Below are 26,683 nucleotides of genomic sequence, written 5' to 3' on the forward strand. Positions count from 1 at the left end.
TGTTTGCCTATCGCAGTTTTAGTGTGGCTAAGCCAACCAACACAAGAATTAGTGAAATAATCCAGAAACGAACAATCACACGGGGCTCGGGCCATCCTTTTAGTTCGTAATGGTGATGGATCGGTGCCATCCTGAAAATACGCTTTCCACGCATTTTAAAACTGCCTACTTGTAAAATGACCGATAGCGTTTCGGCCACAAAAATGCCGCCCATAATAATTAAGACAATTTCCTGCCTAACTAAAACGGCTAATACACCTAAAGTACCGCCAAGCGCCAAAGACCCCACATCACCCATGAACACTTGTGCCGGATAGGTGTTGAACCACAAAAAGCCCAAGCCTGCGCCGACTATTGCTGTGCACACAATTACCAATTCGCCTGTTAAGGGGATAAACGGAATGTTCAGGTAGTCTGAAAAGTTAGCATTGCCGGTCACATAGGCAAAAATCGCAAAGGCCCCAGCCACCAAAATAGTCGGTACTATTGCCAGCCCGTCAAGACCATCGGTGAGATTTACAGCATTACTTGTTCCCACAATTGCAAAGTAAGCCACCACCATGTAAAACATGCCTAGCTGAGGCAAAATATCTTTGAAAAAGGGCACAATGAGCGAAGTTTCTTGCGGAAGTGTCGCTGAACTATATAAAAAATAAGCGACCACAATAGCGATAATCGACTGCCAAAAGTATTTCCATTTTGCGATTAAGCCTTTCGGATCTTTTCTTACAACTTTGCGATAATCATCTACAAAACCCAAAATTCCAAAGCTCACCACCACAAACAGCGTAACCAGTACATAGCGATTCGACAAATCTGCCCACAATAAACAACTCGTAAGAATAGCGGCAAGTATCAGTACTCCACCCATGGTAGGTGTGCCCGATTTAGACAAATGGCTTTGCGGGCCATCGTTGCGAACAGTTTGACCGATTTGCATACGTTGAAGCCACAAAATCATTTTTGGCCCAATCATTATGGCAATCAATAAAGCGGTGAGCGTACTTAAAATTGCACGTAAGGTCAGATATGAAAAGACATTAAAAGCGCTTTCAAACTGCGTAAGCCAGTCGGCCAACCAAATTAACATGAGCCAGACTCCTTTTCATTTTGCGTTACGCCAGGGTGTTGAGCACTTTGCGCATACGATTGATTTAAGGCTTCGACGACACGCTCCATTTTGGCGCTTCGAGACCCTTTGACTAATATGTTGATTGGTGTTTTATTGGCGTTGATTGCCGCATCAATTAATAAATTTAGCTGAGTTATGATGGCATCGACATCTGCGCAATGCGTACCTGTCTCGCTAAATACGCGACTTGTATGCTCACTCAACTGGCCAATGGTAATAAGTGCATCTACACCCTTCTCTTTTGCATATTCGCCAATCTGGATATGGTAGTTTTGACTCTGATCGCCAAGCTCTCCCATATCGCCGAACACCAGCACTCTCGGGCCTTGATAATTAACTAACAAATCGATTGCAGCTTTTGTTGAAGCAACATTCGCATTATAAGAATCATCGATTACTCGTATGTAGGAACCGAGGCTTTTCACGTTCAGTCGTCCGCTTACGCCGCGCATGTCAAATAAGCCTTTTTGCACATTTTCCAAACTGGCGCCTACTTCCATTGATAATGCAGCCGCTACCACTGCATTACCGATATTGTGTTGACCGGGCACACGCAAGCGGATCGCGACTTTACCTTGAGGTGTAACAAGCTCAAATTCGCCGCAACCATCGTTATTTATAAAGCGGTTGATAGCATGATAATGGCCACTTTCGCTTGTTGGCGAAAAGGTCACCATACGGTGATGCTCGTTTTTGCCCTGCCAAAACTCATAAAACTGACTATCGGTATTGACCACCGCCACCCCGTCTTCACCTAAGCCACGGAAAATTTCACTTTTTGCGCGAGCTACGCCGAATAAACTCCCAAATCCCTGCAAATGTGAAGGTGCTGCATTAATGATAGTGGCTGCATCAGGACGCACAAGCATAGTGGTATAGTCAATTTCACCCTGATGATTTGCGCCCATTTCCACCACGGCATATTCGTGCTGTTTTTCGAGATTTAGCAAAGTAAGCGGCACGCCAATGTCATTGTTAAAATTCCCTTTTGTTGCCAACACTTTGCCTCGCTGAGCCAGGATTGCTGAGGCCATTTCTTTTACTGTTGTTTTACCACTGCTTCCTGTAATACCCACTACTTTCGGATTGACCACATTTCTTACAGCGGCAGCAAGCTCGCCCAAGGCAATGCGTGTATCTTTAACGCGGATCAACGGTAATGGACAATCTACAACCTGACTTACGACAACCGCGCTTGCACCCTTTTCAAGGGCTTTAGGAATGTAATCGTGACCGTTGAAATTGTTGCCTACCAGTGCAATGAAAACATCGCCTTTTTGCAGGTTTCGCGTGTCGGTACTCACTGAAGATATACGCATATCAATTACACTGTTAGTACTCAACTCACCGCTTATGGCTTTAGTGAACCAACCCAAGCTTATTTCAATCATACTGCTGCTCCTCAGGTTGAATGCGCTTTTGTTTATTATCTTTGAGGCTTTGAGTGGAAAATTGATCTGTCAGTTGCCTCGCTAATGCACGCTCGCTATAGGCAATACGCTTATTATTAATTTCCAGATAATCCTCATGCCCCTTGCCCGCAAGCAAGATTAAATCATCTTTCTTGCTTTGCTCAAATGCCCACCGTACCGCCTTCTCTCGGGTTACTTCTATGTGGTGAGGGCAGTTAAATTCTATTCCAGATAATATGTCTTTGATAATGTCTTCAGGGGCTTCATTTCTTGAATTATCTTCAGTAATCACAAGCATGTCAGCCAATTTGCTGGCTACTTTACCCATAATGGGACGCTTGCTTCTATCACGGTCGCCGCCGCAACCAAACACACAAAAAAGCTTACCTTTAGCATGTTGACGAGCCGCCTTTAAAGCCTGAGACAAGGCATCGGGGGTGTGCGCATAATCAACAATCAAAGTACCTTTATTCCGAGTGTTAAAGGTTTGAATAGCCTCACCTGCCTGTTTGTCCTTTGCTGGGCTTGAGCTTTCTTGCTCAAAGTCAGGCTTACTCAAAACAGGCGCGAAAATCTCCATTCTGCCGGGGACACCTTTCAGTCTTTCAACCAGTTGGCTGAGCCTTGCAAAATCAGCGCCCTGCATCAGCAATGCACTCATCGCAGCCAGTAAGTTGGATACATTGAACTTTCCGTAAAGGACAAGTGAAACATGGCTGTCTCCCCAGCTTGATTTAACATCAAAACTTAAGCCAGTGCTCAAATATTGAATATTCATTGCAACGCAATATCTTTCCGCATTATCGGGTATCGCCTCTAGCTGAAGTCCATACCAAACAAGCTGCTGATTTGCACTGACTTGCCCTGCCCAGTTAAGCGACTCTGGGTCATCAGCGTTTAATACCACCTTGTTTATTTCAAGTGGACGACTAAAACCACGACTGTGAATAGTAAGCAAGGCGCGTTTTGCTGCAGCGTATCGCTGCATATCTTTATGATAATCCAGATGATCCTGCGTTAAGTTGGTGAAAATCGCCGTATCAATGGGTAAACACGATAGACGGCCTTGATCGATGCCGTGTGAAGAAGCTTCGATACAATACCGTTTAACATTTTGTTTTTGCAAAAACGACAGGCAAGCAAATTGGCTAATCAAATCAGGAGACGTATTGACACCGAGCGGCGTTGTTTTTTCCGATAAAATCTGCGCATCTGAGCGCTGATGTGTTTGAATCGCTTCGCTGGCATTGTTTTCTGCAGTTTCTGCCTTGAAAGTTGTGTCTAAGGAAAAAACACTTAGACCCAAGGTGCCAAGGCTTGCCGACTTACCAGTCAAAAGCGCCTGCAGCTGTGCATAAAACCAGGCCACTGACGTTTTTCCGTTTGTACCCGTTACGGCGGTGATCAAAGTCTGTTCTGCCTTAGCGTTATTTGCCCTTTCCTGGATAAACAAATCTTGAAGAATATGCGGCAGGCTGGATTTTAAATCCTCGAAGACAAAGACGCTCGCGTTTTCCCGTACGACAAGCGCTTGAATTGCTAAACTTGGGCTTTTTTCACACAAAACCAGTTTGCAGCCATTGGCAATTGCGCTTTCGATAAATAAATGGCCGTCAGTTTGAAGCCCTTTCATTGCAACAAAGGCGGTGTTGGCGTTTGCCGTTCTGCTGTCAAGGCTCAAACGAGAAACCTTTGCCAATTGTGTCTCAGCGTCAGGGCCTGAAATGCACGCCATAACTATATTTTGCTGTACGTACTTATTAAGCAAAGACATAAGCACAGTGCCAGAAAACATCGGCTGATTTAAGGGAGATGCATCAATTGTTTCAGCGAGCGGCATGCAATTCTCCTTCATCAGTGTTTTCAGTACTTTGCGCTTTTTCAAGTGCACTTTTTGCATCGGGTGGAATATTCAGCATGTGTAATGCACCCGAAACTATTGCCGAAAAAGTAGGTGCGGCGGTATCACCAGCGTAGTATTTATCACCGCCTGGCTCATTAATTAGCACCACTACAGCAATTTGCGGATTGGATACCGGGGCAATGCCAGCAAAGATATTGACATATTCCTCACCATAGCCACCTGCTACGGCCTTTCGACTCGTACCGGTTTTACCCGCAATGCGATAGCCAGGCACTGCCGCTTTTACACCAGAGCCACCTGTTTGCGTCACCGTTTCCATCATTTCAAGCACTGCATATGCGTTTTCCTGACTCAACACGCGCTCGGGCATTTCTGTCTCTTGCATATCCTTGATAATTTTAAGCGGCATTTTCATCCCGCCATTGCCAATGGTTGCATACATGCGCGCAAGCTGCGCCGCCGTTACAGAAATACCGTATCCAAATGAAAGCGTTGACAATTCAAATTTTGACCAGCGATTACGCTCATGAAAAATACCGCTTGATTCGCCAATCATGTTCGTACCGGTATCCGACATTAAGCCCATGTTGTAATACAAATCCATCAAAAACTCTTTTCTTACTGACAGCGCCAACTTGGACGTTCCCATATTTGAAGAGCGTTTGATGATTTCAGTAAGCGAGATTTCGCCAAAATTACGCGGGTCCTGAATACGACTTCCGCCCATTCGCATCCAACCGGGTGATGTATCAATAATGCTGTCTTTGTCTGCTGTACCAAACTCAAGCGCCGCAAGGACTGCTAAGGGCTTTAATGACGAACCCGGCTCAAAGGCATCGGTAATTGCGCGATTGCGCACGCGAAAACTCTTCACCGTCTCACGATTATTAGGATTGTAAGAAGGTGTGTTGGCAAGCGCTAAAATCTCACCAGTATGCACATCAACAATTACAACAGAAGCCGAGGTTGCCTGATATAGCAAGGTTGCTTCTTTAATTTCACGATACGCAAGAGCCTGGATACGCTGATCGATAGTTAGTTTGAGATCTTGCGCTTTTTTACCTTCTTCCTGCTCAATAATTTCAATTTGCCGCCCTTTTGCATCACGACGGATTTTTCGTTTATCTGGCGTACCGGTTAACCACTCGTTATAAAGACGTTCAATGCCCTCAAGCCCTTTATCGTCCACATCAGTAAAGCCAATTACATGAGCTGAAACTTCGCCTGATGGGTAGTAGCGCTTTGATTCCTCGCGAAGATAAACGCCCGGAATAGCTAACTTTTCAACGAATCTTGCCATTGCAGGCGTGATTTGGCGCTGCAAGTAAACGAAGCGTTGCTTTGGGTTGTCTACTCGTTCAATTAGTTTGTCGGTATCAATTTCAAGCACATCAGCAAGGGCTTGCCAGCGACGATAATCATCCAATGCACCCCTTTCGTTGATAATTTTAGGGTCGGCATAAATGGCTTGCGCAGGAACAGAAACTGCCAGTTGCTGACCGTGCCTGTCGGTGATAAGGCCTCGATAACTTGCGTTGTCTCTCACTCGAATGGTGCGATCATCCCCGCGTTCAATCAGTAGATCTGGCTGAATAACCTGAATAAATGCCGCTCTAACGGCTAAACAAACAAACACCAAAATTACGCAAACTAACACTACGTAAAAGCGCCACTGCACCAGCGCGGGGGCAACGTTTTGCTTGGCCTGTTTTTTACGCTTGTTTTGTCCTTGTGAAGCGCGTCCCCGTTTAGGCTGTTTTGGCTTTTGTAAAATCGCGGAAATTGTCATTGCGGCTTCACCCTTACAAGTTTCTCATCGGCTTGAGTAGGGCGACGCATATTTAGTTTTTCTTCCACTAAACGTTCGATTCGATTATGTTCAGTCAGCGCGGTTTCTTCTATGATGAGATGACGCCATTCAATATCCAGAGCGTCTTTTTCCTGAATGAGTTGTTCTTGCGTAATGATTAACTGACGGTTTTGATGCGTAGTCACGACTACAGCGAGAGCACTGGCTAAAACGGCTAAAAATAAGGCAAACAAAAACAAATGACGACCTAAGTCGGTCGCAATTATTAGAAGCAGATTAAAGTTGGCGCCTTTTTTAGAGCTTGCAGTCGTCATAACATATGCCGTTTAAAATCATCATAACTTTTGCGCTACCCTTAATACTGAACTGCGTGCACGCTTATTCTGCTCTATTTCTTGCGCGCTGGGCTTTATTGCCTTGCCTATTGCTTTAAGTACTTTGCCCTCGTCGAGTTCAGTTTGTGTAAGGGGTAAATGCTTTGGCGCTTGCTTGCCTTGGCTCTTTGTTTTAATAAAGCGCTTTACCATTCTGTCTTCCAGCGAATGAAAACTGATTACTGATAGTCGCCCTTGGCTCTTTAACACCTCAGTCGCGCCTTCCAGACCTTGCTCGAGTTGATCAAGCTCTGCATTTATGAAAATACGAACGCCTTGAAATGCGCGTGTCGCTGGATGTTTGTGTTTGTCTTTAACTGGAACCGCTTTATCTATTAGCTTGGCGAACTCTTTTGTACTTTCAAGCGGCTTTATTTCCCGTTGCTCCACCACTGCATGCGCAATGCGCTTTCCAAACTTTTCTTCTCCATATTCTTTTAATACGAAGGTAATGTCTTCAAGCGAAGCACTGTTTAACCACTGGGCGGCGGTCTGCCCCTGTGTAGTATCCATTCGCATGTCTAGCGGACCATCATGCATAAAACTAAACCCGCGCGCTGCTTCATCAAGCTGAGGAGAGGACACGCCAATATCCATGAGCACCCCATCGATGAATCCTTTAAGCCCAAGACGGGTAATTAGCTCTTCAATTTCAGCAAAAGGACGGTGATGAATACTGAAACGCTTATCGCTTTGTAAAAACTCAGCCGCTTTAATAGCAGACACATCTCTGTCGAAGGCAATCAATCGCCCTTTATCAGAGAGTCGCTGTAAAATGGCTCGCGAATGACCACCGCGCCCGAAGGTTGCGTCAATATAAATGCCATCGGGATTGATATTCAGAGAATCAATGCTTTCTTTGAGTAAAACGGAAGTATGGGCGGACTCAAAGGTGGTCATAAAGAAAATTCCTGAAGACGCTCAGTAAGTTCAAACTCACCTTGTTGTTCAATAGCGATATCTTCAGAAATTTGTTGACTCCACGCATCATCGCTCCAAATTTCGAATTTGTTCAACTGACCGACCAACATGACTTGCTTTTCCAGCGCGGCGTGTTGCCTTAGCGTAGGTGCGATTAATATGCGACCACTCTTATCCATCTCACCTTCGCAGGCATACCCTAGAAGCAGGCGTAAAAGACGACGTTCATGAGGATTCGTAGAAGAAAGTTTGCGGAGTTTAAGTTCGATTTCTTCCCATTCGGGAAGGGGGTAAAGCAGCAAACAGTTTTGTGAAATATCAATGGTGCAGACCAGTTGTCCCTGACAATCATCCATCAATGAGGCTCGATACTTCGTCGGTATCGTTAGTCTGCCTTTACTGTCAAGATTGATTGCGTTAGCGCCGCGGAACATTTTCCCCTAGCCTATTGTTCTTGTTAGTAGCTTGTTGTTTTTTTTATTAGCTGGTTACACCTGATATTAAAAACCCTTTTTCGCCACTTTTCCCCACTTTTTGACAGTTTATGTATAATGCTCCCCACCTGTCAAGCTATTACGCAATAAAAAACCGCTTTTTGCTCAATAAATTCAAGGCCTGTACGCCCATACAGCTGTTTGAATTTAGATAAAAAAAAGCAGCACCTTATCAAGGCACTGCTTTTTAATATATAAAACAGTTGCTTAAGCGTTAGGCTGCGCTGCTGTTTGCGCTCCCTGTGCATTTTCAGCGTTTTTAGGCGATATCTGCAGCGATTGGATCGGGTTATCTGTTTTGTTTGATAACTCTACTAAACGATTGAGCTGGCTCAGGGATAACATCATCGAATATGCAGCACCTAAATAACCCGCTTTATGCATTGCCAAGACTTTATCATCGTCTAAATCAAGTAAACGCTTTTCATTTACTGTCATTATACCGGTGACATTTCGCGACTGACCAGACTGGTAGTTAACGCGCAGTTGAATTTCTTCAAGCAAATCAAGCTCTGTCAGTTGTTTAATAAAGCGTTGGTTCTGCACTTCACTATTGGCAAGATCTGCCAAAAACTGCTGGCGATTTTTCAGAAAATCGGTTGCTTCACCAGATTCAGTGAACAAGGCAATACCTTCATCAGCAAACATTTCGCTGTTTTCATCGATGAATACGCCTAGCTTGTCTCCGTCAGGACGGATGTCAAATGGATAGCGCTGGATATTTAAAGGTACGTGAGGACCTTGCCATCTTTCTGCTGCATAATACAGGTTGCTGCCTTGCTCAAGGCCAAGCATGGCAACTGAATGGATGTTTTTAGTATTAGGATCTTCGATAAATACCAATGGTATAGAGCCCGCCAGTTGTGCGTATTCTCTAATTGTAGCTGCTGCTAGATGCGTTTTTGCCGCATATGAAAAATCAGTTTTTTTGGCGATTTTCAAATCACCGTGCTTGTCTTTATCAAGCGGAATATAATTCATAGCCATTTGCTTACTTCTCTTGAATGTAATTGTTGTAGTTAGTCGCTTGTAGTTAGTAACTTGTAGTTAGTCAATTAATTACGCTGTCTGTCTTAGATAGACGAGATTATCGTTAAGGGCTGATAGGATAGATTCGCTCAAGGCTTACCTGCCTAATCGGACGACGCATATTATGGCGTAAAGCGAATTAGATGTCACCCGTTAACAGGAATTTAACGAGCTAGCGGCTAAGTAACTGATTTACTATTCTTAATTGCTATTATGAGCCTCTCTTTTCACCTCGGAAGTAGAGACTGCTCTGGAAATCCCAAATGCTAACATCCGGCAAAGACATTGAGTAAAACTTTGCGTATAGTGTTGGCGTACAGGAATAAAAAATTGGAGTGTTCTTTTATATGCCCTCATCAAAAATAAAAATCTGTTTAGGTTTAGCTTTCGCCCTTCAAATCAGCGCATGTGCAAATTCATCCAAACTTGCAAGCAACAATGAAACAAATGCGCAAGCGGCCAAGCGAATTGTACAGCAAAATATCATCGTTGACGGGCATATAGATGTACCCTATCGGGTTGAAAAGCAGTGGGTAGATGTAACCCAGGCTACCGAAGGCGGTGATTTTGATTATCCTCGTGCAGTTGCCGGCGGTTTAGATGCGCCTTTTATGTCAATTTACGTGCCTGCTAGTCTGGACAACTCATCTGCCTCAACAAAATTAGCGCATCGCCTGATTGACTCCGTTGAGGCCATCGTTGGCCGCGCGCCAGATAAATTTGCGCTGGCTTACAGCGTCAGCGATGTTGAGGAAAATTTTGAAAAAGGGCTGATTTCACTTCCCATGGGCATGGAGAATGGCTCACCTGTGCAAGGCAGTCTCGACACCTTAAAACATTTTTACGAACGGGGCATTCGATACATTACCCTTGCCCATTCACAGTCAAATCATATCAGCGATTCATCTTACGATTTGCGCCGACAGTGGAACGGTCTGAGTCCATTTGGTAAAGAAATGGTTGCTGAAATGAACAAGCTGGGCATTATTGTGGATATTTCTCATGTATCAGATGCCGCTTTTTATCAAGCGGTGGATTTAAGCAAAGCACCTGTTATTGCTTCACACTCTTCTTTGCGCCGATTTACACCGGGTTTTGAAAGGAACATGAGTGATGACATGGTCAAAAAGCTCGCAGAAAAGGGCGGCGTGATCATGATTAACTTTGGCTCCGGATTTGTCAGCCCCGTTGCCAGAGCATGGCGAGATACCTTAGGGGAAAAACGTCAGGCTCTTATTGATGAGCATGGTGAAGATAGTCCAGAGGTCGCAGAATTTAATCGCAAATACATGCAAGACAACCCGTATCCTTTTGCTGATTTAAACATCGTGTTGGACCATATTGATTATGTCCGTGATTTAGTAGGCATTGATTACATTGGTATTGGCTCTGATTACGACGGCGTAGGTGACTCACTTCCGACAGGTTTAAAGGATGTATCCACCTTCCCTAATTTAGTAGAAGGTTTGCTTGATCGCGGTTACAGCGAAGAAGATATTAAAAAGATCCTAAATGAGAACGTGCTTCGCGTGTGGCGGGAGGTAGAGCGAGTCGCAGCTGAGTCTTGAATATTTAAAGACAGTCGTGACAGAAGAAACGTCATCGTGGCAAAAGCATCGTCATCGTGGCAAAAGCATCGTCATCGTGGCCAAAGCATCGTCATCGTGGCCAAAGCATCGTCATCGTGGCGAAAGCATCGTCATCGTGGCGAAAGCCACGACCTCCTTGGAACACATCATCCAAAAATTCGTCATCGTAGCGAACGCATCGTCATAGTGGCGAAAGCCGCGTCATCGTGGCGAAAGCCGCGACCCCCTTGGAACCTAACAATCTTTAATCAAAGACAATTTTCGTACAGGCCCTTCCAATTTGGATTTTCAGCGGAAATCAAATCGTCGGCAAAGAAAGCTTTTTTTAATCAGTCCGTCAATACAGTTTAGATTCAAATTTTAAGCATTATTATTAAAAACGTCTTGCTGATAAGACAAACTAAATATTAAATGGAGTTAAAATGGTTGAACTTTCAAATAAAAACGATTTGCAAAGTGTCTCTGGAGGCATTTTATGGGTAACTTTGGGGCGCGTTGTATTGGCAGCAGTCGCTACTACGGATGCAAGCATGCATGCTAAAGAAGGCTTTCAAAGCGGGTTTAATGAAACAAAAGCAAAATTGAGGGAACAAAATGGTTGGTAAGGATAGAAATGAATTAGATTTTGAAGATACTTTGCAAATAGTCGGCGGTTGGTCGAGCACTTGGTCTTACATTGGTCGTGCTATCGGAAGTCAACTTGCTGAGTCGGCGTATAGCAAAAATTCTCGCGATTTACATTCGATGAATAGAGAGGGGCGATTACAGGGCTTCTTAGACTCACAAAACGACCCATTGTTATAACCTTTTACATAAATTTAAGGAGACATCGGAAAATGAAGTTTTAATTTTCCGATTTAGATTATGAGAACACTTAAAAAAATTGTTTTAGATTCATTATCTTTTTTCGGCCTTTATCTTGCTTATCTGAATGTGGTTTATGTCATCAACAATGGAGCGTTCAAAATAATATTTGAATTGGATTTATTTCCCTTTTTCCTTTTACTTGGCTGTTATAACTTTTTAATTAAAAAAGAAGAAGAAACGCAACCTTCAATCAAAGACCTGCGCTAGTTCGTATAGTTGATAAAGACTAATTCAGTTTTAGCAAAGTAAAATCGAAGAGCCGTCATCGTGGCGAAAGAAACGTCATCGTGGCGAAAGAAACGTCATCGTGGCGAAAGAAACGTCATCGTGGCGAAAGAAACGTCATCGTGGCGAAAGAAACGTCATCGTGGCGAAAGCATCGTCATCGTGGCGAAAGGATCGTCATCGTGGCGAAAGCCGCGACCCCCTTGGAACCTAACAATCTTTAATCAAAGGCAATTTTCGTACAGGTCCTTCCAGTTTGGATTTTCAGCGGAAATCAAATCGTCCTTCCATGCTCTTCGCCAATTCTTTAGTCTCTTTTCTCTAAGAATTGCATCCTCCATCGTAGAAAACTGTTCAAAATAAACTAATTTTTGCAAATTGTATCTTTTGCTGAAGCCTGCAACTAGCTTAGCCTTATGTTGATAGATTCGTTGAGGAAGATTACTCGTTACACCGATATAAAGTGTTGTATTGTGTTTATTGGTAATAATATAAACGCAGGGCTGTTTCATTAAAAAATTCCATTTCAACAATGATTCACTATTGTAGTGCTTTAAGTTTGACCGCGTAGCCGTCCTAAGTGTCTGTTTTTTTGACATAGGTAGAAATTTAAGGAGGTCGTGGCGTTTGCCACGATGACGACGGTATAGATGGCTTTCGCCACGATGACGTTTCTTCCACGATGACGTTTCTTCCACGATGACGTTTCTTCCACGATGACGTTTCTTCGAACGTAAATATCAAATACAAAATTGTACAAAAGCTAAACAAAATAAAATAAGGCCCTGCACCAAGAAAAAGCGAAGAAGCCCTGTTATAAATAACATCGATTCAATTGTCTGCTTTTACTATTAAGAACTTCAGCAAAATAAGAAACGGATTTTTTGTAAGCACAACTGCAATAAACCGACGTTATCGATGAGAAGGTGTTATGAAAAGATACTATCTGGCATTCATATTGAGTATAAGCGCGAGCTTAGTTAGCCATGCAAAAGGCCCATTAGATGAAGTTAAGCGGCCAGGTGGTGGCGATCTGAATCCTGGCGTTTACTACAATCAAGAGACGATGGATGCCTTTCAGGATATGAAAATTGGCTTAAGCGTTCATTGGGGGCCTAGCTCGCTTGGTGGTAGGGAAATCAGCTGGTCACGGGGTGAACAAATTCCAAAAGCGGAATACGATAGTTATTACAAGCAATTCAATCCAACCAAGTTTGATGCGCAAAATTGGATGGACTTGATGAAAGAAGGTGGCATGAAATACATCATGTTAACGTCTAAACATCATGATGGCTTTGCACTTTGGGATTCTGCATATTCTGAATATGACATTGCCAACACACCGTTCAAACGCAATATAGTGCAAGAAATTGTTGATGCTGCAAAAGCCAACGATATTGTTTTTGGCACATATTTTTCGATCATTGACTGGTATCACCCTGATTATCAACCCTATGATCACGGCGGCCCCGGCGAATTATATGAAACCGATGAACGCACACCTGATTTTGAGCGCTATCGAATGTTTATGAAAAAACAGCTTCATGAACTGATTGTGGACTATGGAGCTAAGATTATTCAGCTAGACGGCGAATGGGATCCCACATTTAACCATGATATTGGTAGTCATCTGTATATGTATCTCCGCTTTTTAGACCCAAGCATCATTATTAATAATCGCGTTGACGTAGGTCGCGAACATTTACCTGAATCAGGCATGTGGGATTGGACCCGGTACGCCGGCGATTTTGATGAACGTGAGCGTATGGTGGACTGGGTGCAAAAAGAGAGCAAGGTCTTTGGACGTTCGGTTAACCCTTGGCAAGCTTGGGTGACCATCGACCAGGCGCAGTGGTCTTACAACGAGACACCTCGTCTTCTATCAAGTGATGAGGTCATTGTGGATCTGGTAAAAACCATCGGCGACGGTGGAAACTATCTGATTAATCTGGGTCCTAAACCTGATGGTACTTTTGATAAAACGCAAGCTGATATTATTCGCAAAATGGGTGACTGGGTTGAAATTCATGCAGAGGGAGTTTATGGCACTCGTGCGGGTCCTTTTGTTGAAGAAGGCGTTTACACCAGTACACAAAAAGGCGATGCTATTTACCTGTACGTATTTAAAGACGGGCCCAATACCATAAAACTCAAGTTAAATGACAAGCAAATTGAGCGATTAACTTTGGTTAATGGTGATGAGCTGGAGTTTGACATACAAAATGATGTCATGACGCTGTCACTCGATGATACAGATTCGCTTGTTACTATGGTAAAAATAAAGCTCGACTAATTCGAGATTGAGTAAAGCAAAAACTAAAGTGGGCAGAATTCTTCAATTTGGGGTTTGTGCCCACCATTCGCATTCACCGAACTAGGACACGCTCTAGTTAAGCTTTTTCTGAATCACTTGCTTGCAGGCTAATTACGGCGTCGCGAACCAGTTTCGCATTGACCTTTTCAGGGGCAATGGCTTCACCAATGCGAATATCTACAAGTGACCATTTTAGTCGTGGTAAGCGTAGCTTTCGCTTTCGGCTAAACATGCTTCCCCACAAGCCGTCTAAATGCACAGGAATTACAGGTACACTGCTTCGTTCAATGATTTTCTCAATGCCTTTTTTAAATTCGTCAATATTGCCATCGCTAGTGAGCTTACCTTCAGGAAAAATGCCAATTAGCTCACCCTCCTCCAAGGTATCTGCAATTTTCTCAAAAGCTTCTTTAAACACTTTCGGATTACTTCGCTCACCATCAATGGGAATGGCTTTTGCCATTTTAAACAGCCAGTTAAGCACAGGAGAATGGTAAATAGGAGCAAAAATTACAAAACGTATTGGTCTTGGAGACGCGGCAAGAATAAACATCCAGTCTACAAAACTGATGTGATTTGCAGCAATGACCGCCGCTCCCTCTTCAGGAATATGCTTTTCGCCTTTTATCTTGACGCGATACATGCATATAGCAATCAAATACACCACGAAGCGTAAGAAAAACTCTGGCACTTTTGTATAAATGTAAATGCTAATCAACAGATTCAAGCCCGCCAATAGCAGCAGTAATTCGGGAATAGACCATGATAATAACGACAAGGTAACAATACTGAGAACTGCACTACCTACCATAAATAGCGCATTTAACACATTGTTTGCTGCAATGATGCGCGAACGGCTGTCTTCTTTTGTGCGCTGCTGAATCAACGCATAAAGCGGCACCGTATAAAAACCGGCTGCAATGCCAATTGCACCCATCCAGACAAAATGATAAATCATTCCCTCGTATGCCATGACCTCTGTAAGAGTCATTAAATTTTCAGGTGTTTTTTCCATGTTTGGAAGATGAATATCGATGCTTGAAGTTTGGCTTAGCAAGTACATAAAAATGGTAATCAAAAGCGCACCGAAAGGCACAATACCCAGCTCTATGCGGGAACGCGAGAGCTTTTCGCACAACAGTGAACCAATGGCAATACTTAAAGAAAACACAACCAGTGCTGAAGTTACAACTAACTCATTGCCACCCATCTCATATTTAACGTAAGACGGGAGCGCGGTTAATATCACCGCGCCTATTAGCCAAAACCAGGAAATGCCTATGACGCTTTTTCCTACTGATTCGGTTTGTGCATTTAAGGCTTTAAACACATCTTTTGTTGCACGAAGGATGTTAAAGCTAAATTCACCTTTTGGGTTGTTGGCTGGGCTATGGGGAATAAACCGAGAGCTGATAAACCCCAAGACCGCCAGCAGGATAATCGCTGTTATTACGTAAAGTTCACCGTATTCTTGCGTAATGTAATAGGTGCCAAAAATGGTTCCCATCAATATCGCAACAAAGGTCCCCGACTCCACAAAACCGTTTGCTTTAGTCAGTTCTAGCGGACCAATATGCTGGGGTAATATCGAGTATTTAAGCGGACCAAAAAAGGTGCTTTGCATGCCCATAAAAAATACGGTAGTTAGCATCAGCCAAACGGTAGAGGTATAGATGGAGATAGCCCCTACTATCATAATAGGAATTTCACAAAACTTGATGATGGAAATAAGCTTCGATTTTTCGGTTTTCTCGGCTAGTTGACCGGCAGTGCCCGAAAGTAAAAAGAAAGGCAAAATAAAGAGGCCTGCCGCCAAGTTGGCATATAGGGCCCCCTGCGCCTCTGATACGGCAGAAAACACCAAGAGTAATAATACGGCTTGCTTATATACATTATCGTTTAATGCAGACAAAAACTGCGTGATAAATAAAGGTAAAAAGCGCTTGCTGGTAAATAAGCCGCCTTGCTCGTGAGGTAAGTTCATACAACGTCCTTCTAAAATGTTTACGCGCTTGTTCAGATACTTTTTGTCTTGCTTATTTCAATTTAATGTGATGCTTTTGGCTTTTAATTTCTTAGGTCGTTTTTGTTTGTGTCTTTGGTTATATCTTTGTTTATGTCTTTATTATTGTTTTTGTGCACTTCCTTTAAAAACGCCTCTTTTGACACCACACCCTGGTTTTGAGTGTCGGAATCTGAGTCAACGTTTTCGTCAGATGCCTGTGCAACGAGCTGCTGCGACATAAATAGTGAAAGCACCATCATCATATTATTAAACTGCGGATTCGCTTTAGGCACTTTACATCGCTCTGCTGTGTTGACGCGAGACCGGTCAAATTTAAGGCCAATTAAAATAGTCGTATTCATTACAAGGTCGGCATGGCAAACATCAAACTCCTTATCAACTTTAAACTGCATATGATTTCCCTCTACTTTAGTAAGTAAGTCCGCAATGCCATCATACATGGTCACGCGGTCCGCAAGTGAGTGTGCGGCAAAAATTGCAAGTGGCCCCGCCTTTTCAGCGCTGTCGAGCTCATCTCTTATTTCGTTAATCACATCAAGCAGTACCAGAGCAGAGTAAACACCAATTTTAGGATATTTAAAAGGATGTGGACCGTCACTTAGATAGTCGCCATCTACCCACTTGGCAATTGTTTTCATTCCCCATACTTTAGCAAGCGTTTCTGCCGTGCCTGGCAGTGCCATCGCACCCGAAAATAAGAGAAGACCTCGAACTTTTTGAGCGTGCTTAATTGCATATCGAGTCGACAAGGTTCCACCTGTTGAATAGCCACCAATAAACACATTGTTGTGTGAGGTATGAGCAATTTGCATTATCTCATCCACATGCTGATACCAGCGAATGCGTAAATTGGGGTCCTGCATATCAGCATCAGGCGCTTTAATGCCGTGACCGGGTAACAGCGGCGCAATCACCTCGTAATCTTGCTGATACAAATATTCGGCAATGGCGCGAACGTAAAAAGGTGAGTCACTTAAGCCGTGGAACAGCACAACTGTGGCCTTAGGAGCAATCGGTGACAAGATAAAAGGACCGTTGCCCTCGTTTCTTAAAAGTGGTGAGCAAATACGTGTTTCGTAAAAGTGAGATTCGGCATTGGAACAAAAATTTGCAGCGCCCCACTCTTTTTTGTAGAGATCCAAAATCGCATTTTCAGTAGCATTGTGCCTGGCGTTATCAAAGCTATTTGCTTTTGTATCGTAGCTTAGGCCTGCAAACAATAAAAAGATCATAAATTGCCAAAAACCAGCGGCAACAGAACTGCGCATGTAAATCGCTCCATAAACGTCTGAGTTGCTTAAATGTGCCCGAATAATAAATGAGGAGAATTGCGAATCAAAATAAAGTAACAAAAATTAAGAGCAATTTTCGTTAAGCGCGACTTTAAAAGGCCGCAGTTGCTTATTCTGATGCATGGTTCTCCTCATTTAATGATGAACATTGGCTATGGGCATTAGCCAAATGAGGTCAACTTATGCCAGTTGCTTGAAATAAGCTTCTAAATCGTCGCTTCCACCGATATGCTTGCCGCCAATAAATACCTGCGGCACTAGCTCTCGACCACTGACCGCTTTTAGCGAGGTAAGACTTGCGTCTTTACCTAAAACAATCTCTTCATAGTCATAGCCTTTTTCAGTTAGCAGGCTTTTTGCCTTGGCACAAAATGGACAGCCAGGTTTAGTAAAAATTGAGACTTCCTGTGGTGCACTTGCTTCCGGGTCAAGATAGGCAAGCATAGTATCCGCATCCGATACCTCAAAAGGGTCGCCAGGTACGTCAGGTTCAATAAACATTTTTTCGATAACGCCATCGTTGACCAGCATGGAATATCGCCATGAGCGTTTACCAAAGCCAAGGTCGTTTTTATCAACCAATAAACCCATTTTTTCAGTAAATTCGCCGTTACCGTCAGGGATAACGGTTATATTACCGGCTTCTTGATCAGCTAACCATGCATTCATTACAAAGGTATCGTTTACCGATACACAGCATATCTCATCAATGCCTTTGGATTTAAATACATTTGCCAGTTGATTAAATCTGGGCAAGTGAGTAGAGGAACAGGTAGGTGTAAACGCTCCCGGCAAAGAGAACACAACGACTTTTCGACCTGAAAAAATATCTTTACTATTCAGCGTCTTCCAATCATCTCCGTCACGTATTGGCCATGAAACTTCGGGGACTTTCTGGCCTTCTTTATTGGGTAGTTCATGTTGTTGACTCATTTGTTCTCCTTTTATTAAGCGAAATGTGAAGGTGTAAGTATGTATACCTTCATATTAATAGGTATGGATATATACGCTAGTCAGATCCAAATAATTTGCTACTGTTGCACACATACCCAATTGATTCAATAAGCAACATTGAGGCTCTTTCTACCATGTTGCGGGTGTTTTAAACACTCAGAGCCTTCAGGAGTATGTATGATTATTTTAGTTGGTGGTGAAAAAGGGGGAAGCGGTAAAAGCTGCCTTGCCCAAAACTTAGCCGTCCATTTAGTTGTGGAGCAAAAAGCCTCTCTCTTGATGATTGATTGTGACCCTCAGCGTACAACGTCTGATTGGATACAGGAACGCAACAGCCAGCCGCAGTTAGCCAGCATTAATTGTGTGCAGCTGTATGGAAAGATTAGAAACGAACTGCTTAGCTTCGAGCAGCATTATGACTATGTAATAATCGATTGCGGTGGACAAGATAATCTGGCGTTACGTTCGTCATTATCTGTCGCCGACCTTGCTTTGCTCCCGCTTCGACCAAAGCGTCGCGATTTAAAAACCGTGGTGCATATGGAAGACTTGCTAAGCACATGTCGCATGGTTAACCCCAAGATGCATGCGAGTTTTGTCATCACGCAGTGTCCCTCGTTGCCAAATCAGGCCAACCGTATTTTAGAAGCAAAAGAAGTCTGTAACTCTTTTGGTATCCACACATTAGATGCAGTTACCTACGCAAGAAACATATACGATGATAGTGAAGAGGATGGACTATCGGTTATCGAACGCGATCCGAATGGTAAAGCCGCACACGAGCTACGAAGTGTTTTTAACGAATTAATTGTATCAGCTGGAGCAAAAGCCAATGAGCCTACGCGACCTCAAAAAGTCTACGCAATCAAGTAGCATGAATCTGACCGCGCTTGATATTGATAGCTTTATTGATGGTGCACAAACTTATGCATATGGGCTCACCCGAGAAGCAGCCCCTTTAGAAGACGGTGGAAAAACGAAAAATGCGACGTTTTCACTCACCCCACAAAGCCAGAGCGAGTTGCAAAGTATTTCAAAGCGCACCGGCATTTGTAAATCACGATTACTGCGGATTTTAGTCCACGACCAGTATTACAGTGACGACCAATGGCTGTTTAATCAGTCCCTTAAATAAAAAATCATCTAAACGATATTTATCAATAAGTGAGTAAAGCGTTGGCCGAGTTACGCCAAGCAGCTCTGCGGCTTTTGAAATATTTTGTTCGGCCTGATGATAGGCGCGTCGTATCGCCTTACTCTCGGCAATCTCTCGCACTTCTCTTAAATTAAATATGCGTTCTTCGCTGTCGGTATCTTTCACCATTAAGCCTAAATCATCCGCCTGAATCAACTGGCCTTCTGCCAGCACAACCGCTGATTTTAATTTATTCTGCAGTTCGCGAATGTTGCCTGGCCATTTATGCGAAAGCATGGCCTGAATTGCATCTTCACTAAAGCCTTTTACTTTGGCTGAATATTCTTCGCGATACTGATTCAAAAAGGTTTTAGCCAAAAGCACAACATCGTCGTCTCTATCGCGTAATGGGGGAATCAAAATGCTGATTTCGCCAATTCGATAATATAAATCCTCGCGAAACGTTTCTTCACTCACCATGTTATTTAAATCGCGATGCGTTGCACAGACCACACGAACATCAACCGCAATTTCGTTTCGCCCGCCCACTCGTTCGATAACACGCTCTTGTAAAAAGCGAAGCATCTTTGCTTGCAAGCCAAGCGGCATATCGCCAATCTCATCTAAAAATAGCGTGCCGCCCTGTGCGGTTTCTATTTTTCCAAGCGTGGTTTTATTGGCGCCAGTAAAGGCACCTTTTTCATAACCAAAAAGTTCGCTTTCCAATAGGTTCTCAGGGATGGAAGCACAGTTGATTGCCACAAAGGGCTTATCTTTTCGCGCGCTATGTTCATGAATACTGCGAGCAAAAACTTCTTTACCGGTGCCGCTTTCTCCCAATAGCAATGCGCTAATATCCGTTTGCGCTATTTTTTCGGCTTTTCGACTTGCTCCCTGAATGGCACTGCTATTACCAATAATTCGTCCCATAGCGGTATTGGCACGCGATAGCATCAAATTCTCATGCTCCAGGTTGGCCAAGTTCATTGCTCGCTGAATGATCAAATTAATGGTGTCAGTATCGATGGGTTTTTGATAATAATCATAGGCGCCCAGAGCAATTGCTCTTAGGGCATTTTCTTTATCATCGTTACCTGTTACAACGATGACTTTTGTACTGGGAGATAAGGTTAAAATCTCTTTGAGTGCAGCCAATCCCTCAGATGCGTTCGCGGGATCGGGTGGCAAGCCTAAATCCAGGGTGACTACTTTTGGTTCAAAACGGCGCAATTGCACGATTGCAGAATTTCTATCTTCGGCAAATACAACATCCAAGCCACTTAAGGCCCACTTCAATTGCTTTTGGATACCTAAATCATCATCAACAACAAGTATCTTATCCATGTAAATTTATTCCTTTGCTTCTACGGGCAAGCGTACAATAAATTCGCTACCGCTACCTACTTCACTATTCACCTGAATGCTTCCGCCACACTCTTGCACAAACTGCTTGGCATCGTACGCACCAATGCCCATACCAGCGTTACCTTTTGTTGTATCAAAGGGTTTAAACAAACGATGATTGACAAATTCTTCAGTCATGCCTTCACCATCATCAATAATTCGAATGAGGGCGAATTCGTTTTCCATTCCAACCAGAACTTTGACAGAACCCGATTCGTTAGTGGCTTGTTGGGCATTGCTGATTAGATGATACATGACATTGCTGAATTTTTCGGCATCAATTTTCAGTCCAATCGCTTCACTTACGCTTTCATCTACTTCTAACTCTGGAATTGGTTTAAGCCCCGCACACTTTTGCTTGATCACTTTCTCAAGCTCTAAGGTTATATCGGTAAATTTCAAGCCTTGTTTAGCTTCAACTTTTTTGTTGGTTAGCTGTTTAAGCATTTTATCCATTCGCTCTTTGGTGTACTCGAGCGTTTCGAAGGTATCTGCAATAAACTCAGGATTGTCTTTATGCTGCTGCGCATTCGACAGTATAAGATTGATCTGCGCCAAAACATTTTTTAAATCGTGTACCACAAAAGCCGACATGCGATTAAATGCAGCAAATTGTGCATTTTCTGCCAAAGCTTGCGAGCTCTCTGCATGAAAAATATAGTTTGCTATTTGGTCAGTCAATGCACTTAAATAATCGCGCAATTCCCAGTTTAATGAGCGCTTATCAGGCTCCAATGCTTTCATAAACACGATCCCCCAAAGGGCATCGTGTTGAAATATTGGAACCGCGAGCTGATAGCTAAAGCCGCGCATGAACAATTCTCGTTTGGGCAAGCTTTCATAAAGATCCGGCTTGGTCTTTAACTCATCAAAATCAACCACCCAAGCACTTTCTTTACAGAATTCAATAATATAACTTAATTTCTCCTGGAGTGCCTGATGATCCACTTCAACATCACCGTCGACCCTGGCGACCAAACTCGCGTCTCGTCGGTTACTGTTAATTTTATACAAACAACCCTGCGCATAACCGACGCCCTGCAAATATGCGTCTAAGGCGGTTTCATACACATGAGGTAAGTCCTGCTCACCTTTGCTCAGACGTTTGGTTAACTTCACCCACTCTACACGATAATCATACTGATTGGCGTAAAAGTGCTTGGTAATGAACACTTTAATTGTGTTTCTAAACTGGTGAGACATAAACAGGCTGAGAAGCAGGGCAAGTGACACTAAGCCCAATGCCATCTGAAGTGGCAGGCTCCAACTGCCCCCTAAATATTTCACAACGTAGCCAAGCGTTGCCATAATCATCAGATAGACGCCGGCAACTAGCAGCAAGGTGCTATGTAATACTACCTCTCTGCTTACGAAAATATCGATTCCCCAATGCTTGATGCGTCTGATAGCCAGTACCAAAAACGGCATCAGGGCAACAAAAATATAGCCTCGGGCAGCAAAGAAGTTCCAGCTTAGCTGATTGACCATCGTCGCATTGGCATAGGTGACAAAATCAAATAAATTGATCGCACCTAAAAACAGCACAAGTGGCTTAAACGCCCACTTTTCTTTATCAGCCTGTCGATATACAACTTCCAATAGCACCAGTGACTGAAGCGCATTGACAGTGAGCAAACTGAACTGCCAGGTAGCAGGCAAAAGCTCTAGAGCAGCAAAAATGAGCGCGGCACTTGGTAGCAACATGATAGCAAGCGTGATGGGACGCGATATAAAAGTTGTGAAGCTCGAAAATTGATTGCGAAGACAGGCGGCAATAAAAAGCATCCATACCCATTGTCGCGCAGCGTCAAATTTTAATAGGTTTTCCTGTCCTAACTCAACTTGAACATAGCTAACATGAATAAGAGACCAAACCACAGTGGAAAGCGTTGCAAACAAAAGTAAGTGTCTTGCCAATCCCGCATTTCTGACGGTAAGCAGCATTAACACTAAAAGTGAATATGCTGCTGCGCTTAATCCATAGCCAAGGTCAAAAATCAAATGTGCTTACCTTTTTTGAACCAACAAACTTCCTATGGAATACCCTGCTCCAAAGCTACACAGTAAGCCGTAATCGCCTTTTTGCAAATCTTGATGGTGAAGCGCAAATGCAATCACAGACCCTGCCGAAGCGGTATTTGCATAGGTATCAAGCACAATCGGCGCCTCTTCGGCAGTCGCCTCGCGCCCTAATAATTTTTTACTGATCAAGCTGTTCATGTTGATATTAGCTTGATGCAGCCACCAGCGCTTTAGATTTTCAGGAACTAAATCGTGCTGTTGTAAATGTTCAGTAATGTGAGCAGCGGCTAAGGGACATACCTCTTTAAATACCTTGCGACCTTCCTGGTGAAACAGCTTGTCAGGGCCAAATGGATCAGCATCTGTCGCGTGGGTCATGTAACCAAAATTCGAACGGATGTTGTTAGAGAACTTTGTAAGCGCTTTTGTACTAAGTAAATCAAATCCTTTACCCGGCTCTGCAGTTTCGCTTGATTCAATAACAGTGGCAGTTGCGACATCACCAAAAATAAAATGGGAATCGCGGTCTGTATAATTAATTTGCGGCGACACCAACTCCGGATTGATAACCAATACGGCGCGGGCTGTTTTCGCGCTAACCATTTCATAAGCCCGGTGCATGCCAAAAGTGGCTGCACTGCACGCCACGAGCATATCAAATCCAAAGCCTTCAATACCTAGAGCTTCCTGCACTTCTATTGCAATTGCCGGATATGACCTTTGAGTGTATGCGCATGATACAATCACAGCATCGATATCACTTGCTTGCTTATTAGCATCTGCCAAAGCTTTTTTAGCAGCTTCAATAGCAATTTCAGCTTGCTGCGATATCTCATCGTCTGATCGCTCCTGAATAACTGGGCGCATTCGATGTATATCAAGCACACCCTCTTTCTCGTAAATATAGCGTGATTTGATGCCAGACGCTTTTTCTACAAACTCGGCAGATGAGTGCGGTTTTGGCGCAATTTTTCCAGCTTCGATGTCTGCTTTGTTAACTTCATTGAAATGATCGGCATAGGCGTTGTATGCAGATATCAACTCTTCATTGCTAATGGTATGCTCGGGTGTCCATAAACCCACGCCACTTAAAATTACGTTGTTGTGCATGCTGTATCCTGATTTTTTTGCCCGGCATCTTCCGTTTGTAAAAGAATATTCTCACATTCATAAAGGATTGCCCGAGCGGAATGCGTTAATAGTAGAGTGAAGCAAGCTTTTGTTCAATATCTTATATTGATAGCACGGCGGGATTGCGTCTAGAGGACCGTGTTAAGTAGTCTTATTTGCAGCGGCATACACCAAAATAAAGTGTCGAAAAACATGGATGTTTTTCGTCAAGCGCCTCATGGACGAGCTTGCAGCGTCTTTATTTTGGTGTATGCCGCTGCGAATAAAAGCAACGCAACTTAAAGCTCCAGATGCAATTCCGATTAAGTGTGATGGCGTAAAAACGTGCTTTAAATATCTTGTCTTGGTTCAGGTAAAAGGGATGCGACGAGCGATGCGATTTTTCGAAAAAGTTGCATTCGGGTTGTACCCACCCGCCATACCAGGCCAATTTCTCTAAAGGCATCTTCCTCGGGAGGCATTGCGACAACTTGAGTGCCGTTTAATATTCCTTGGTCGAGTGCCATTTCAGGCATAAATGAAAAGCCCATTTTACTGTTCACAAGCGCTACCAAGGTATGCAAGCTACTGGCCGTTAGGCTACTTACCTGCGCTTTGTGAGCAAGACCGCAGGCACTTACTGCATGCTCGGTCAAACAATGCTCTTTTTGAAGAAGGAAAATGCTGTCGTTGGGCAAATCGTCGATGCTGAACGAAGTGGATAGTTCTGCCGCTCGCGCTTTATGTGCAACCAAATGAAACGGGTCCTTTCCCAGTAAAAGCTGCTTGCAACCGGGCGTTTTCATTGGAAGCGCTAGCAATAGCAAATCCAGTTCACCGTCGCTTAGTCTATCCAGAAGGTTATCTGTTGTATCCTCTACCAGTTGCAATTGTAATTTTGGCAAAGCCTGGTGCACCGTCGTAATAACCGACTCAAACATAAAGGGCGCAATGGTTGGAATTACGCCCAGCTTTAATATGCCTGACTGCCAGTCACCGCTAGACTCGGCAAAGCTTGTCCATTCTTGCGCATGTGCAAGAAGCTGCTTGGATTTTTCAACCAGCGCCTCACCAAAATCAGTAAAAACAAAGGTTTTATGCTCGCGCTCAAGCAGTTGTTGTCCCAAACCGTCCTCCAGGTTCTGAATGGCGGTACTCAAGGTCGATTGACTCACATTACACTTTTGCGCAGCCTTCGCAAAATGCTGCTCTTTGTGCAAAACCGTCAGATAAAAAAGGTGCTTGAGATTAGGAAAGCGCATAAGTTAGTCGCAAGTATAATGAATTAAACCATTGGCGAAAAGCTTAGCCGACGTTTTTACTAAAAACTGAACTTAAGGGCAAAACTAAACGCCAAATATCGCTTTAAGTGCAAAAAATATAATGATTGAAAAGCCAGCACCCGCAGGCAGAGTAACTACCCACGACACAACAATATTTCTAACGACTTTACCATTAAGTGCCGCCACACCTTGCACAATTCCAACACCCAATACTGCGCCCACCAATGTTTGTGTGGTCGAGATGGGTAAACCGGTGCCCGATGCAATCAATACCGTCGTTGCCGCTGCCAATTCTGCAGCAAATCCTCTGCTTGGAGTGAGATGCGTAATACCAGAGCCTATGGTTTTCATCACCCGGTGGCCGAAAATAGCCAAACCCATCACGATGCCGAAGCCACCTAGTGGTAATATCCACCAGGCTAAGGGTGAGCTATCAAGAATTTGTCCATCATTAGATACTACGCTTACCACAGCCGCTAAGGGACCTATTGCGTTTGCTACATCGTTAGACCCATGCGCAAAGGCCATACAGCAGGCAGTGAGTACCATCAGTACAGCAAACACTTTTTCCACCTTGAGGTGCTGCTGCTCATTGCTCAACTTACTGAATTTTGGATCATGGTCGTCTACGCCCTTATTGACCTTTCGAATCACGAGCGCTCCGATGATTGCCACGCCAACACCAATTGCAATTGCAAGTGCATAGCCTTGCTCTGGTGGCATACCCAAACCCACGTGTTTTAAGCCTTTTTTAATGGTAACCAACGACATAATAAAGCCCGCCATACCCATATAGATAGGTACATAGCGGATAGCGGCTGATAAAGGATGTTCTTTGTCGAATATGAGGCGTTTCGCACTTAAAAAGATCAAAACGGCTACCAAACCGGAAATAGCGGGGGTAACGACCCAGCTCCCCACAATACCACCAATTTTTACCCATTCAACCGCTTCAGTACTCACGCCCACCGCAGTAAAGCCAACGATAGCGCCAATAATTGAGTGGGTTGTTGATACTGGCCAGCCATAATATGAAGCAATAAGTAGCCATAAACCAGCGGCCAAGAGTGATGCTATCATCCCAAGAACAAGATATTCCGGGACGTTTGAGAAATAACCTGCGTCGATTATGCCCTTGCGGATAGTCGAGGTCACTTCACCACCGGCTAGATAAGCACCGGCAAACTCAAAAATCATTGCGATGATGATGGCTTGCTTAAGGGTGATTGCTTTAGAGCCTACCGAGGTCCCCATTGCATTGGCAACATCGTTTGCGCCGATACCCCATGCCATGAAGAAACCGAAGGTAGCCGCGAGTATAACCAGTATCAGGCTATAGCTTTGTAAGATATCCATGGAAAAATAAATGCCTATCTAGTCGAGTAGAAATATTTGTGGGTAACAAGCTGGGCAAAAATATAAACGT

General features: G+C 43.7%; 23 protein-coding genes. 6 read left to right on the plus strand and 17 right to left on the minus strand.

Annotated elements, in window-relative coordinates; genetic code table 11:
* Nucleotides 1–7: 7 nt before the first annotated feature.
* From mraY to D6V41_RS04750, 8 genes are all read right to left on the minus strand, one after another.
* A complete protein-coding gene (gene mraY / locus D6V41_RS04715; protein WP_136250328.1) occupies nt 8–1,090 on the minus strand; it encodes a phospho-N-acetylmuramoyl-pentapeptide-transferase in 1,083 nt (360 codons plus the stop codon).
* The gene (locus tag D6V41_RS04720) at nt 1,084–2,523 is read right to left on the minus strand and encodes a UDP-N-acetylmuramoyl-tripeptide--D-alanyl-D-alanine ligase (RefSeq protein ID WP_136250329.1); all 1,440 of its coding nucleotides are present in this window, start codon (nt 2,521–2,523) and stop codon (nt 1,084–1,086) included. The genes mraY and D6V41_RS04720 overlap by 7 nt, the downstream gene beginning before the upstream one ends.
* The gene (locus D6V41_RS04725; RefSeq protein WP_168710967.1) at nt 2,516–4,384 is read right to left on the minus strand and encodes a Mur ligase family protein; all 1,869 of its coding nucleotides are present in this window, start codon (nt 4,382–4,384) and stop codon (nt 2,516–2,518) included. The genes D6V41_RS04720 and D6V41_RS04725 overlap by 8 nt, the downstream gene beginning before the upstream one ends.
* On the minus strand, nt 4,371–6,197 hold the full coding sequence (locus D6V41_RS04730; RefSeq protein ID WP_136250331.1) for a penicillin-binding transpeptidase domain-containing protein: 1,827 nt from the start codon (nt 6,195–6,197) through the stop codon (nt 4,371–4,373). The genes D6V41_RS04725 and D6V41_RS04730 overlap by 14 nt, the downstream gene beginning before the upstream one ends.
* Complete coding sequence (ftsL, locus tag D6V41_RS04735) at nt 6,194–6,532, minus strand: cell division protein FtsL (protein ID WP_136250332.1); 339 nt, start codon at nt 6,530–6,532, stop codon at nt 6,194–6,196. The genes D6V41_RS04730 and ftsL overlap by 4 nt, the downstream gene beginning before the upstream one ends.
* 21 nt (nt 6,533–6,553) lie before the next feature.
* Nucleotides 6,554–7,492 (minus strand): 16S rRNA (cytosine(1402)-N(4))-methyltransferase RsmH, encoded by a 939-nt coding sequence (gene rsmH, locus D6V41_RS04740; protein WP_136250333.1) that lies wholly within the window; start codon nt 7,490–7,492, stop codon nt 6,554–6,556.
* Nucleotides 7,489–7,947: a division/cell wall cluster transcriptional repressor MraZ gene (mraZ, locus tag D6V41_RS04745; protein WP_136250334.1), complete on the minus strand. Its 459-nt coding sequence runs from the start codon at nt 7,945–7,947 to the stop codon at nt 7,489–7,491. Before mraZ ends, rsmH begins: the two co-directional genes overlap by 4 nt.
* Nucleotides 7,948–8,214: 267 nt before the next feature.
* A complete protein-coding gene (locus D6V41_RS04750; protein ID WP_136250335.1) occupies nt 8,215–8,994 on the minus strand; it encodes a SapC family protein in 780 nt (259 codons plus the stop codon).
* A 389-nt stretch (nt 8,995–9,383) separates the two neighbouring features.
* On the opposite strand from D6V41_RS04750, the gene D6V41_RS04755 reads away from it, so the two are divergent.
* The 3 genes from D6V41_RS04755 to D6V41_RS04765 all read left to right on the plus strand — a co-directional run bounded on the left by D6V41_RS04755 (nt 9,384) and on the right by D6V41_RS04765 (nt 11,429).
* Entirely contained in the window at nt 9,384–10,604 is a 1,221-nt protein-coding gene (locus D6V41_RS04755; protein ID WP_136250336.1) for a dipeptidase, read from the plus strand.
* Between the two features lie 443 nt (nt 10,605–11,047).
* The gene (locus tag D6V41_RS04760) at nt 11,048–11,230 is read left to right on the plus strand and encodes a hypothetical protein (protein ID WP_136250337.1); all 183 of its coding nucleotides are present in this window, start codon (nt 11,048–11,050) and stop codon (nt 11,228–11,230) included.
* Nucleotides 11,220–11,429, plus strand: a complete 210-nt coding sequence (locus D6V41_RS04765; protein WP_136250338.1) for a hypothetical protein — start codon at nt 11,220–11,222, stop codon at nt 11,427–11,429. The genes D6V41_RS04760 and D6V41_RS04765 overlap by 11 nt, the downstream gene beginning before the upstream one ends.
* A 512-nt stretch (nt 11,430–11,941) precedes the next feature.
* Here the strand turns inward: D6V41_RS04765 and D6V41_RS18510 are convergent.
* Complete coding sequence (locus D6V41_RS18510; protein WP_421907553.1) at nt 11,942–12,415, minus strand: GIY-YIG nuclease family protein; 474 nt, start codon at nt 12,413–12,415, stop codon at nt 11,942–11,944.
* A gap of 233 nt (nt 12,416–12,648) precedes the next feature.
* Here D6V41_RS18510 and D6V41_RS04775 point away from each other — a divergent pair, with 233 nt between their 5' ends.
* Nucleotides 12,649–14,010, plus strand: a complete 1,362-nt coding sequence (locus D6V41_RS04775; RefSeq protein WP_136250339.1) for an alpha-L-fucosidase — start codon at nt 12,649–12,651, stop codon at nt 14,008–14,010.
* 97 nt (nt 14,011–14,107) lie between these two features.
* On the opposite strand, the gene D6V41_RS04780 is transcribed toward D6V41_RS04775, so the two are convergent.
* The 3 genes from D6V41_RS04780 to D6V41_RS04790 all read right to left on the minus strand — a co-directional run bounded on the left by D6V41_RS04780 (nt 14,108) and on the right by D6V41_RS04790 (nt 18,282).
* On the minus strand, nt 14,108–16,015 hold the full coding sequence (locus D6V41_RS04780) for an MFS transporter (protein ID WP_136250340.1): 1,908 nt from the start codon (nt 16,013–16,015) through the stop codon (nt 14,108–14,110).
* A gap of 83 nt (nt 16,016–16,098) precedes the next feature.
* Nucleotides 16,099–17,325 carry an alpha/beta hydrolase gene (locus tag D6V41_RS04785; RefSeq protein WP_136250341.1) on the minus strand — a complete coding sequence of 409 codons (1,227 nt, stop codon included), beginning with the start codon at nt 17,323–17,325 and terminating at the stop codon, nt 16,099–16,101.
* A gap of 204 nt (nt 17,326–17,529) precedes the next feature.
* The gene (locus D6V41_RS04790; RefSeq protein WP_136250342.1) at nt 17,530–18,282 is read right to left on the minus strand and encodes a glutathione peroxidase; all 753 of its coding nucleotides are present in this window, start codon (nt 18,280–18,282) and stop codon (nt 17,530–17,532) included.
* 198 nt (nt 18,283–18,480) lie between these two features.
* Here D6V41_RS04790 and D6V41_RS04795 point away from each other — a divergent pair, with 198 nt between their 5' ends.
* Together D6V41_RS04795 and D6V41_RS04800 are read left to right on the plus strand one after the other, a co-directional pair.
* Nucleotides 18,481–19,176, plus strand: a complete 696-nt coding sequence (locus D6V41_RS04795; protein WP_136250343.1) for an AAA family ATPase — start codon at nt 18,481–18,483, stop codon at nt 19,174–19,176.
* 1 nt (nt 19,177) lies between these two features.
* Nucleotides 19,178–19,438 (plus strand): hypothetical protein, encoded by a 261-nt coding sequence (locus tag D6V41_RS04800; protein ID WP_136250344.1) that lies wholly within the window; start codon nt 19,178–19,180, stop codon nt 19,436–19,438.
* On the opposite strand, the gene prsR is transcribed toward D6V41_RS04800, so the two are convergent.
* From prsR to D6V41_RS04825, 5 genes are all read right to left on the minus strand, one after another.
* Nucleotides 19,379–20,782: a PEP-CTERM-box response regulator transcription factor gene (gene prsR, locus D6V41_RS04805; protein WP_136250345.1), complete on the minus strand. Its 1,404-nt coding sequence runs from the start codon at nt 20,780–20,782 to the stop codon at nt 19,379–19,381. The two genes, D6V41_RS04800 and prsR, sit on opposite strands and share 60 nt — an antisense overlap.
* A 6-nt stretch (nt 20,783–20,788) precedes the next feature.
* Nucleotides 20,789–22,843: an XrtA/PEP-CTERM system histidine kinase PrsK gene (gene prsK / locus D6V41_RS04810; RefSeq protein ID WP_136250346.1), complete on the minus strand. Its 2,055-nt coding sequence runs from the start codon at nt 22,841–22,843 to the stop codon at nt 20,789–20,791.
* A gap of 6 nt (nt 22,844–22,849) precedes the next feature.
* On the minus strand, nt 22,850–23,974 hold the full coding sequence (locus D6V41_RS04815) for a beta-ketoacyl-ACP synthase III (RefSeq protein ID WP_136250347.1): 1,125 nt from the start codon (nt 23,972–23,974) through the stop codon (nt 22,850–22,852).
* Between the two features lie 350 nt (nt 23,975–24,324).
* Nucleotides 24,325–25,236 (minus strand): hydrogen peroxide-inducible genes activator, encoded by a 912-nt coding sequence (locus D6V41_RS04820; RefSeq protein ID WP_136250348.1) that lies wholly within the window; start codon nt 25,234–25,236, stop codon nt 24,325–24,327.
* Between the two features lie 84 nt (nt 25,237–25,320).
* Complete coding sequence (locus D6V41_RS04825) at nt 25,321–26,613, minus strand: inorganic phosphate transporter (protein ID WP_136250349.1); 1,293 nt, start codon at nt 26,611–26,613, stop codon at nt 25,321–25,323.
* Nucleotides 26,614–26,683: the final 70 nt, after the last annotated feature.

This window comes from Ningiella ruwaisensis, assembly GCF_004798935.1.
In the GTDB taxonomy this organism is placed as follows: domain Bacteria; phylum Pseudomonadota; class Gammaproteobacteria; order Enterobacterales; family Alteromonadaceae; genus Glaciecola; species Glaciecola ruwaisensis.

Coding starts and splice junctions, on each gene's coding strand:
- mraY (WP_136250328.1), bottom strand. CDS start 1,090: ATGTTAATTTGGTTGGCCGACTGGCTTACGCAGTTTGAAAGCGCTTTT.
- D6V41_RS04720 (WP_136250329.1), bottom strand. CDS start 2,523: ATGATTGAAATAAGCTTGGGTTGGTTCACTAAAGCCATAAGCGGTGAG.
- D6V41_RS04725 (WP_168710967.1), bottom strand. CDS start 4,384: ATGCCGCTCGCTGAAACAATTGATGCATCTCCCTTAAATCAGCCGATG.
- D6V41_RS04730 (WP_136250331.1), bottom strand. CDS start 6,197: ATGACAATTTCCGCGATTTTACAAAAGCCAAAACAGCCTAAACGGGGA.
- ftsL (WP_136250332.1), bottom strand. CDS start 6,532: ATGACGACTGCAAGCTCTAAAAAAGGCGCCAACTTTAATCTGCTTCTA.
- rsmH (WP_136250333.1), bottom strand. CDS start 7,492: ATGACCACCTTTGAGTCCGCCCATACTTCCGTTTTACTCAAAGAAAGC.
- mraZ (WP_136250334.1), bottom strand. CDS start 7,947: ATGTTCCGCGGCGCTAACGCAATCAATCTTGACAGTAAAGGCAGACTA.
- D6V41_RS04750 (WP_136250335.1), bottom strand. CDS start 8,994: ATGGCTATGAATTATATTCCGCTTGATAAAGACAAGCACGGTGATTTG.
- D6V41_RS04755 (WP_136250336.1), top strand. CDS start 9,384: ATGCCCTCATCAAAAATAAAAATCTGTTTAGGTTTAGCTTTCGCCCTT.
- D6V41_RS04760 (WP_136250337.1), top strand. CDS start 11,048: ATGGTTGAACTTTCAAATAAAAACGATTTGCAAAGTGTCTCTGGAGGC.
- D6V41_RS04765 (WP_136250338.1), top strand. CDS start 11,220: ATGGTTGGTAAGGATAGAAATGAATTAGATTTTGAAGATACTTTGCAA.
- D6V41_RS04775 (WP_136250339.1), top strand. CDS start 12,649: ATGAAAAGATACTATCTGGCATTCATATTGAGTATAAGCGCGAGCTTA.
- D6V41_RS04780 (WP_136250340.1), bottom strand. CDS start 16,015: ATGAACTTACCTCACGAGCAAGGCGGCTTATTTACCAGCAAGCGCTTT.
- D6V41_RS04785 (WP_136250341.1), bottom strand. CDS start 17,325: ATGCGCAGTTCTGTTGCCGCTGGTTTTTGGCAATTTATGATCTTTTTA.
- D6V41_RS04790 (WP_136250342.1), bottom strand. CDS start 18,282: ATGAGTCAACAACATGAACTACCCAATAAAGAAGGCCAGAAAGTCCCC.
- D6V41_RS04795 (WP_136250343.1), top strand. CDS start 18,481: ATGATTATTTTAGTTGGTGGTGAAAAAGGGGGAAGCGGTAAAAGCTGC.
- D6V41_RS04800 (WP_136250344.1), top strand. CDS start 19,178: ATGAATCTGACCGCGCTTGATATTGATAGCTTTATTGATGGTGCACAA.
- prsR (WP_136250345.1), bottom strand. CDS start 20,782: ATGGATAAGATACTTGTTGTTGATGATGATTTAGGTATCCAAAAGCAA.
- D6V41_RS04815 (WP_136250347.1), bottom strand. CDS start 23,974: ATGCACAACAACGTAATTTTAAGTGGCGTGGGTTTATGGACACCCGAG.
- D6V41_RS04820 (WP_136250348.1), bottom strand. CDS start 25,236: ATGCGCTTTCCTAATCTCAAGCACCTTTTTTATCTGACGGTTTTGCAC.
- D6V41_RS04825 (WP_136250349.1), bottom strand. CDS start 26,613: ATGGATATCTTACAAAGCTATAGCCTGATACTGGTTATACTCGCGGCT.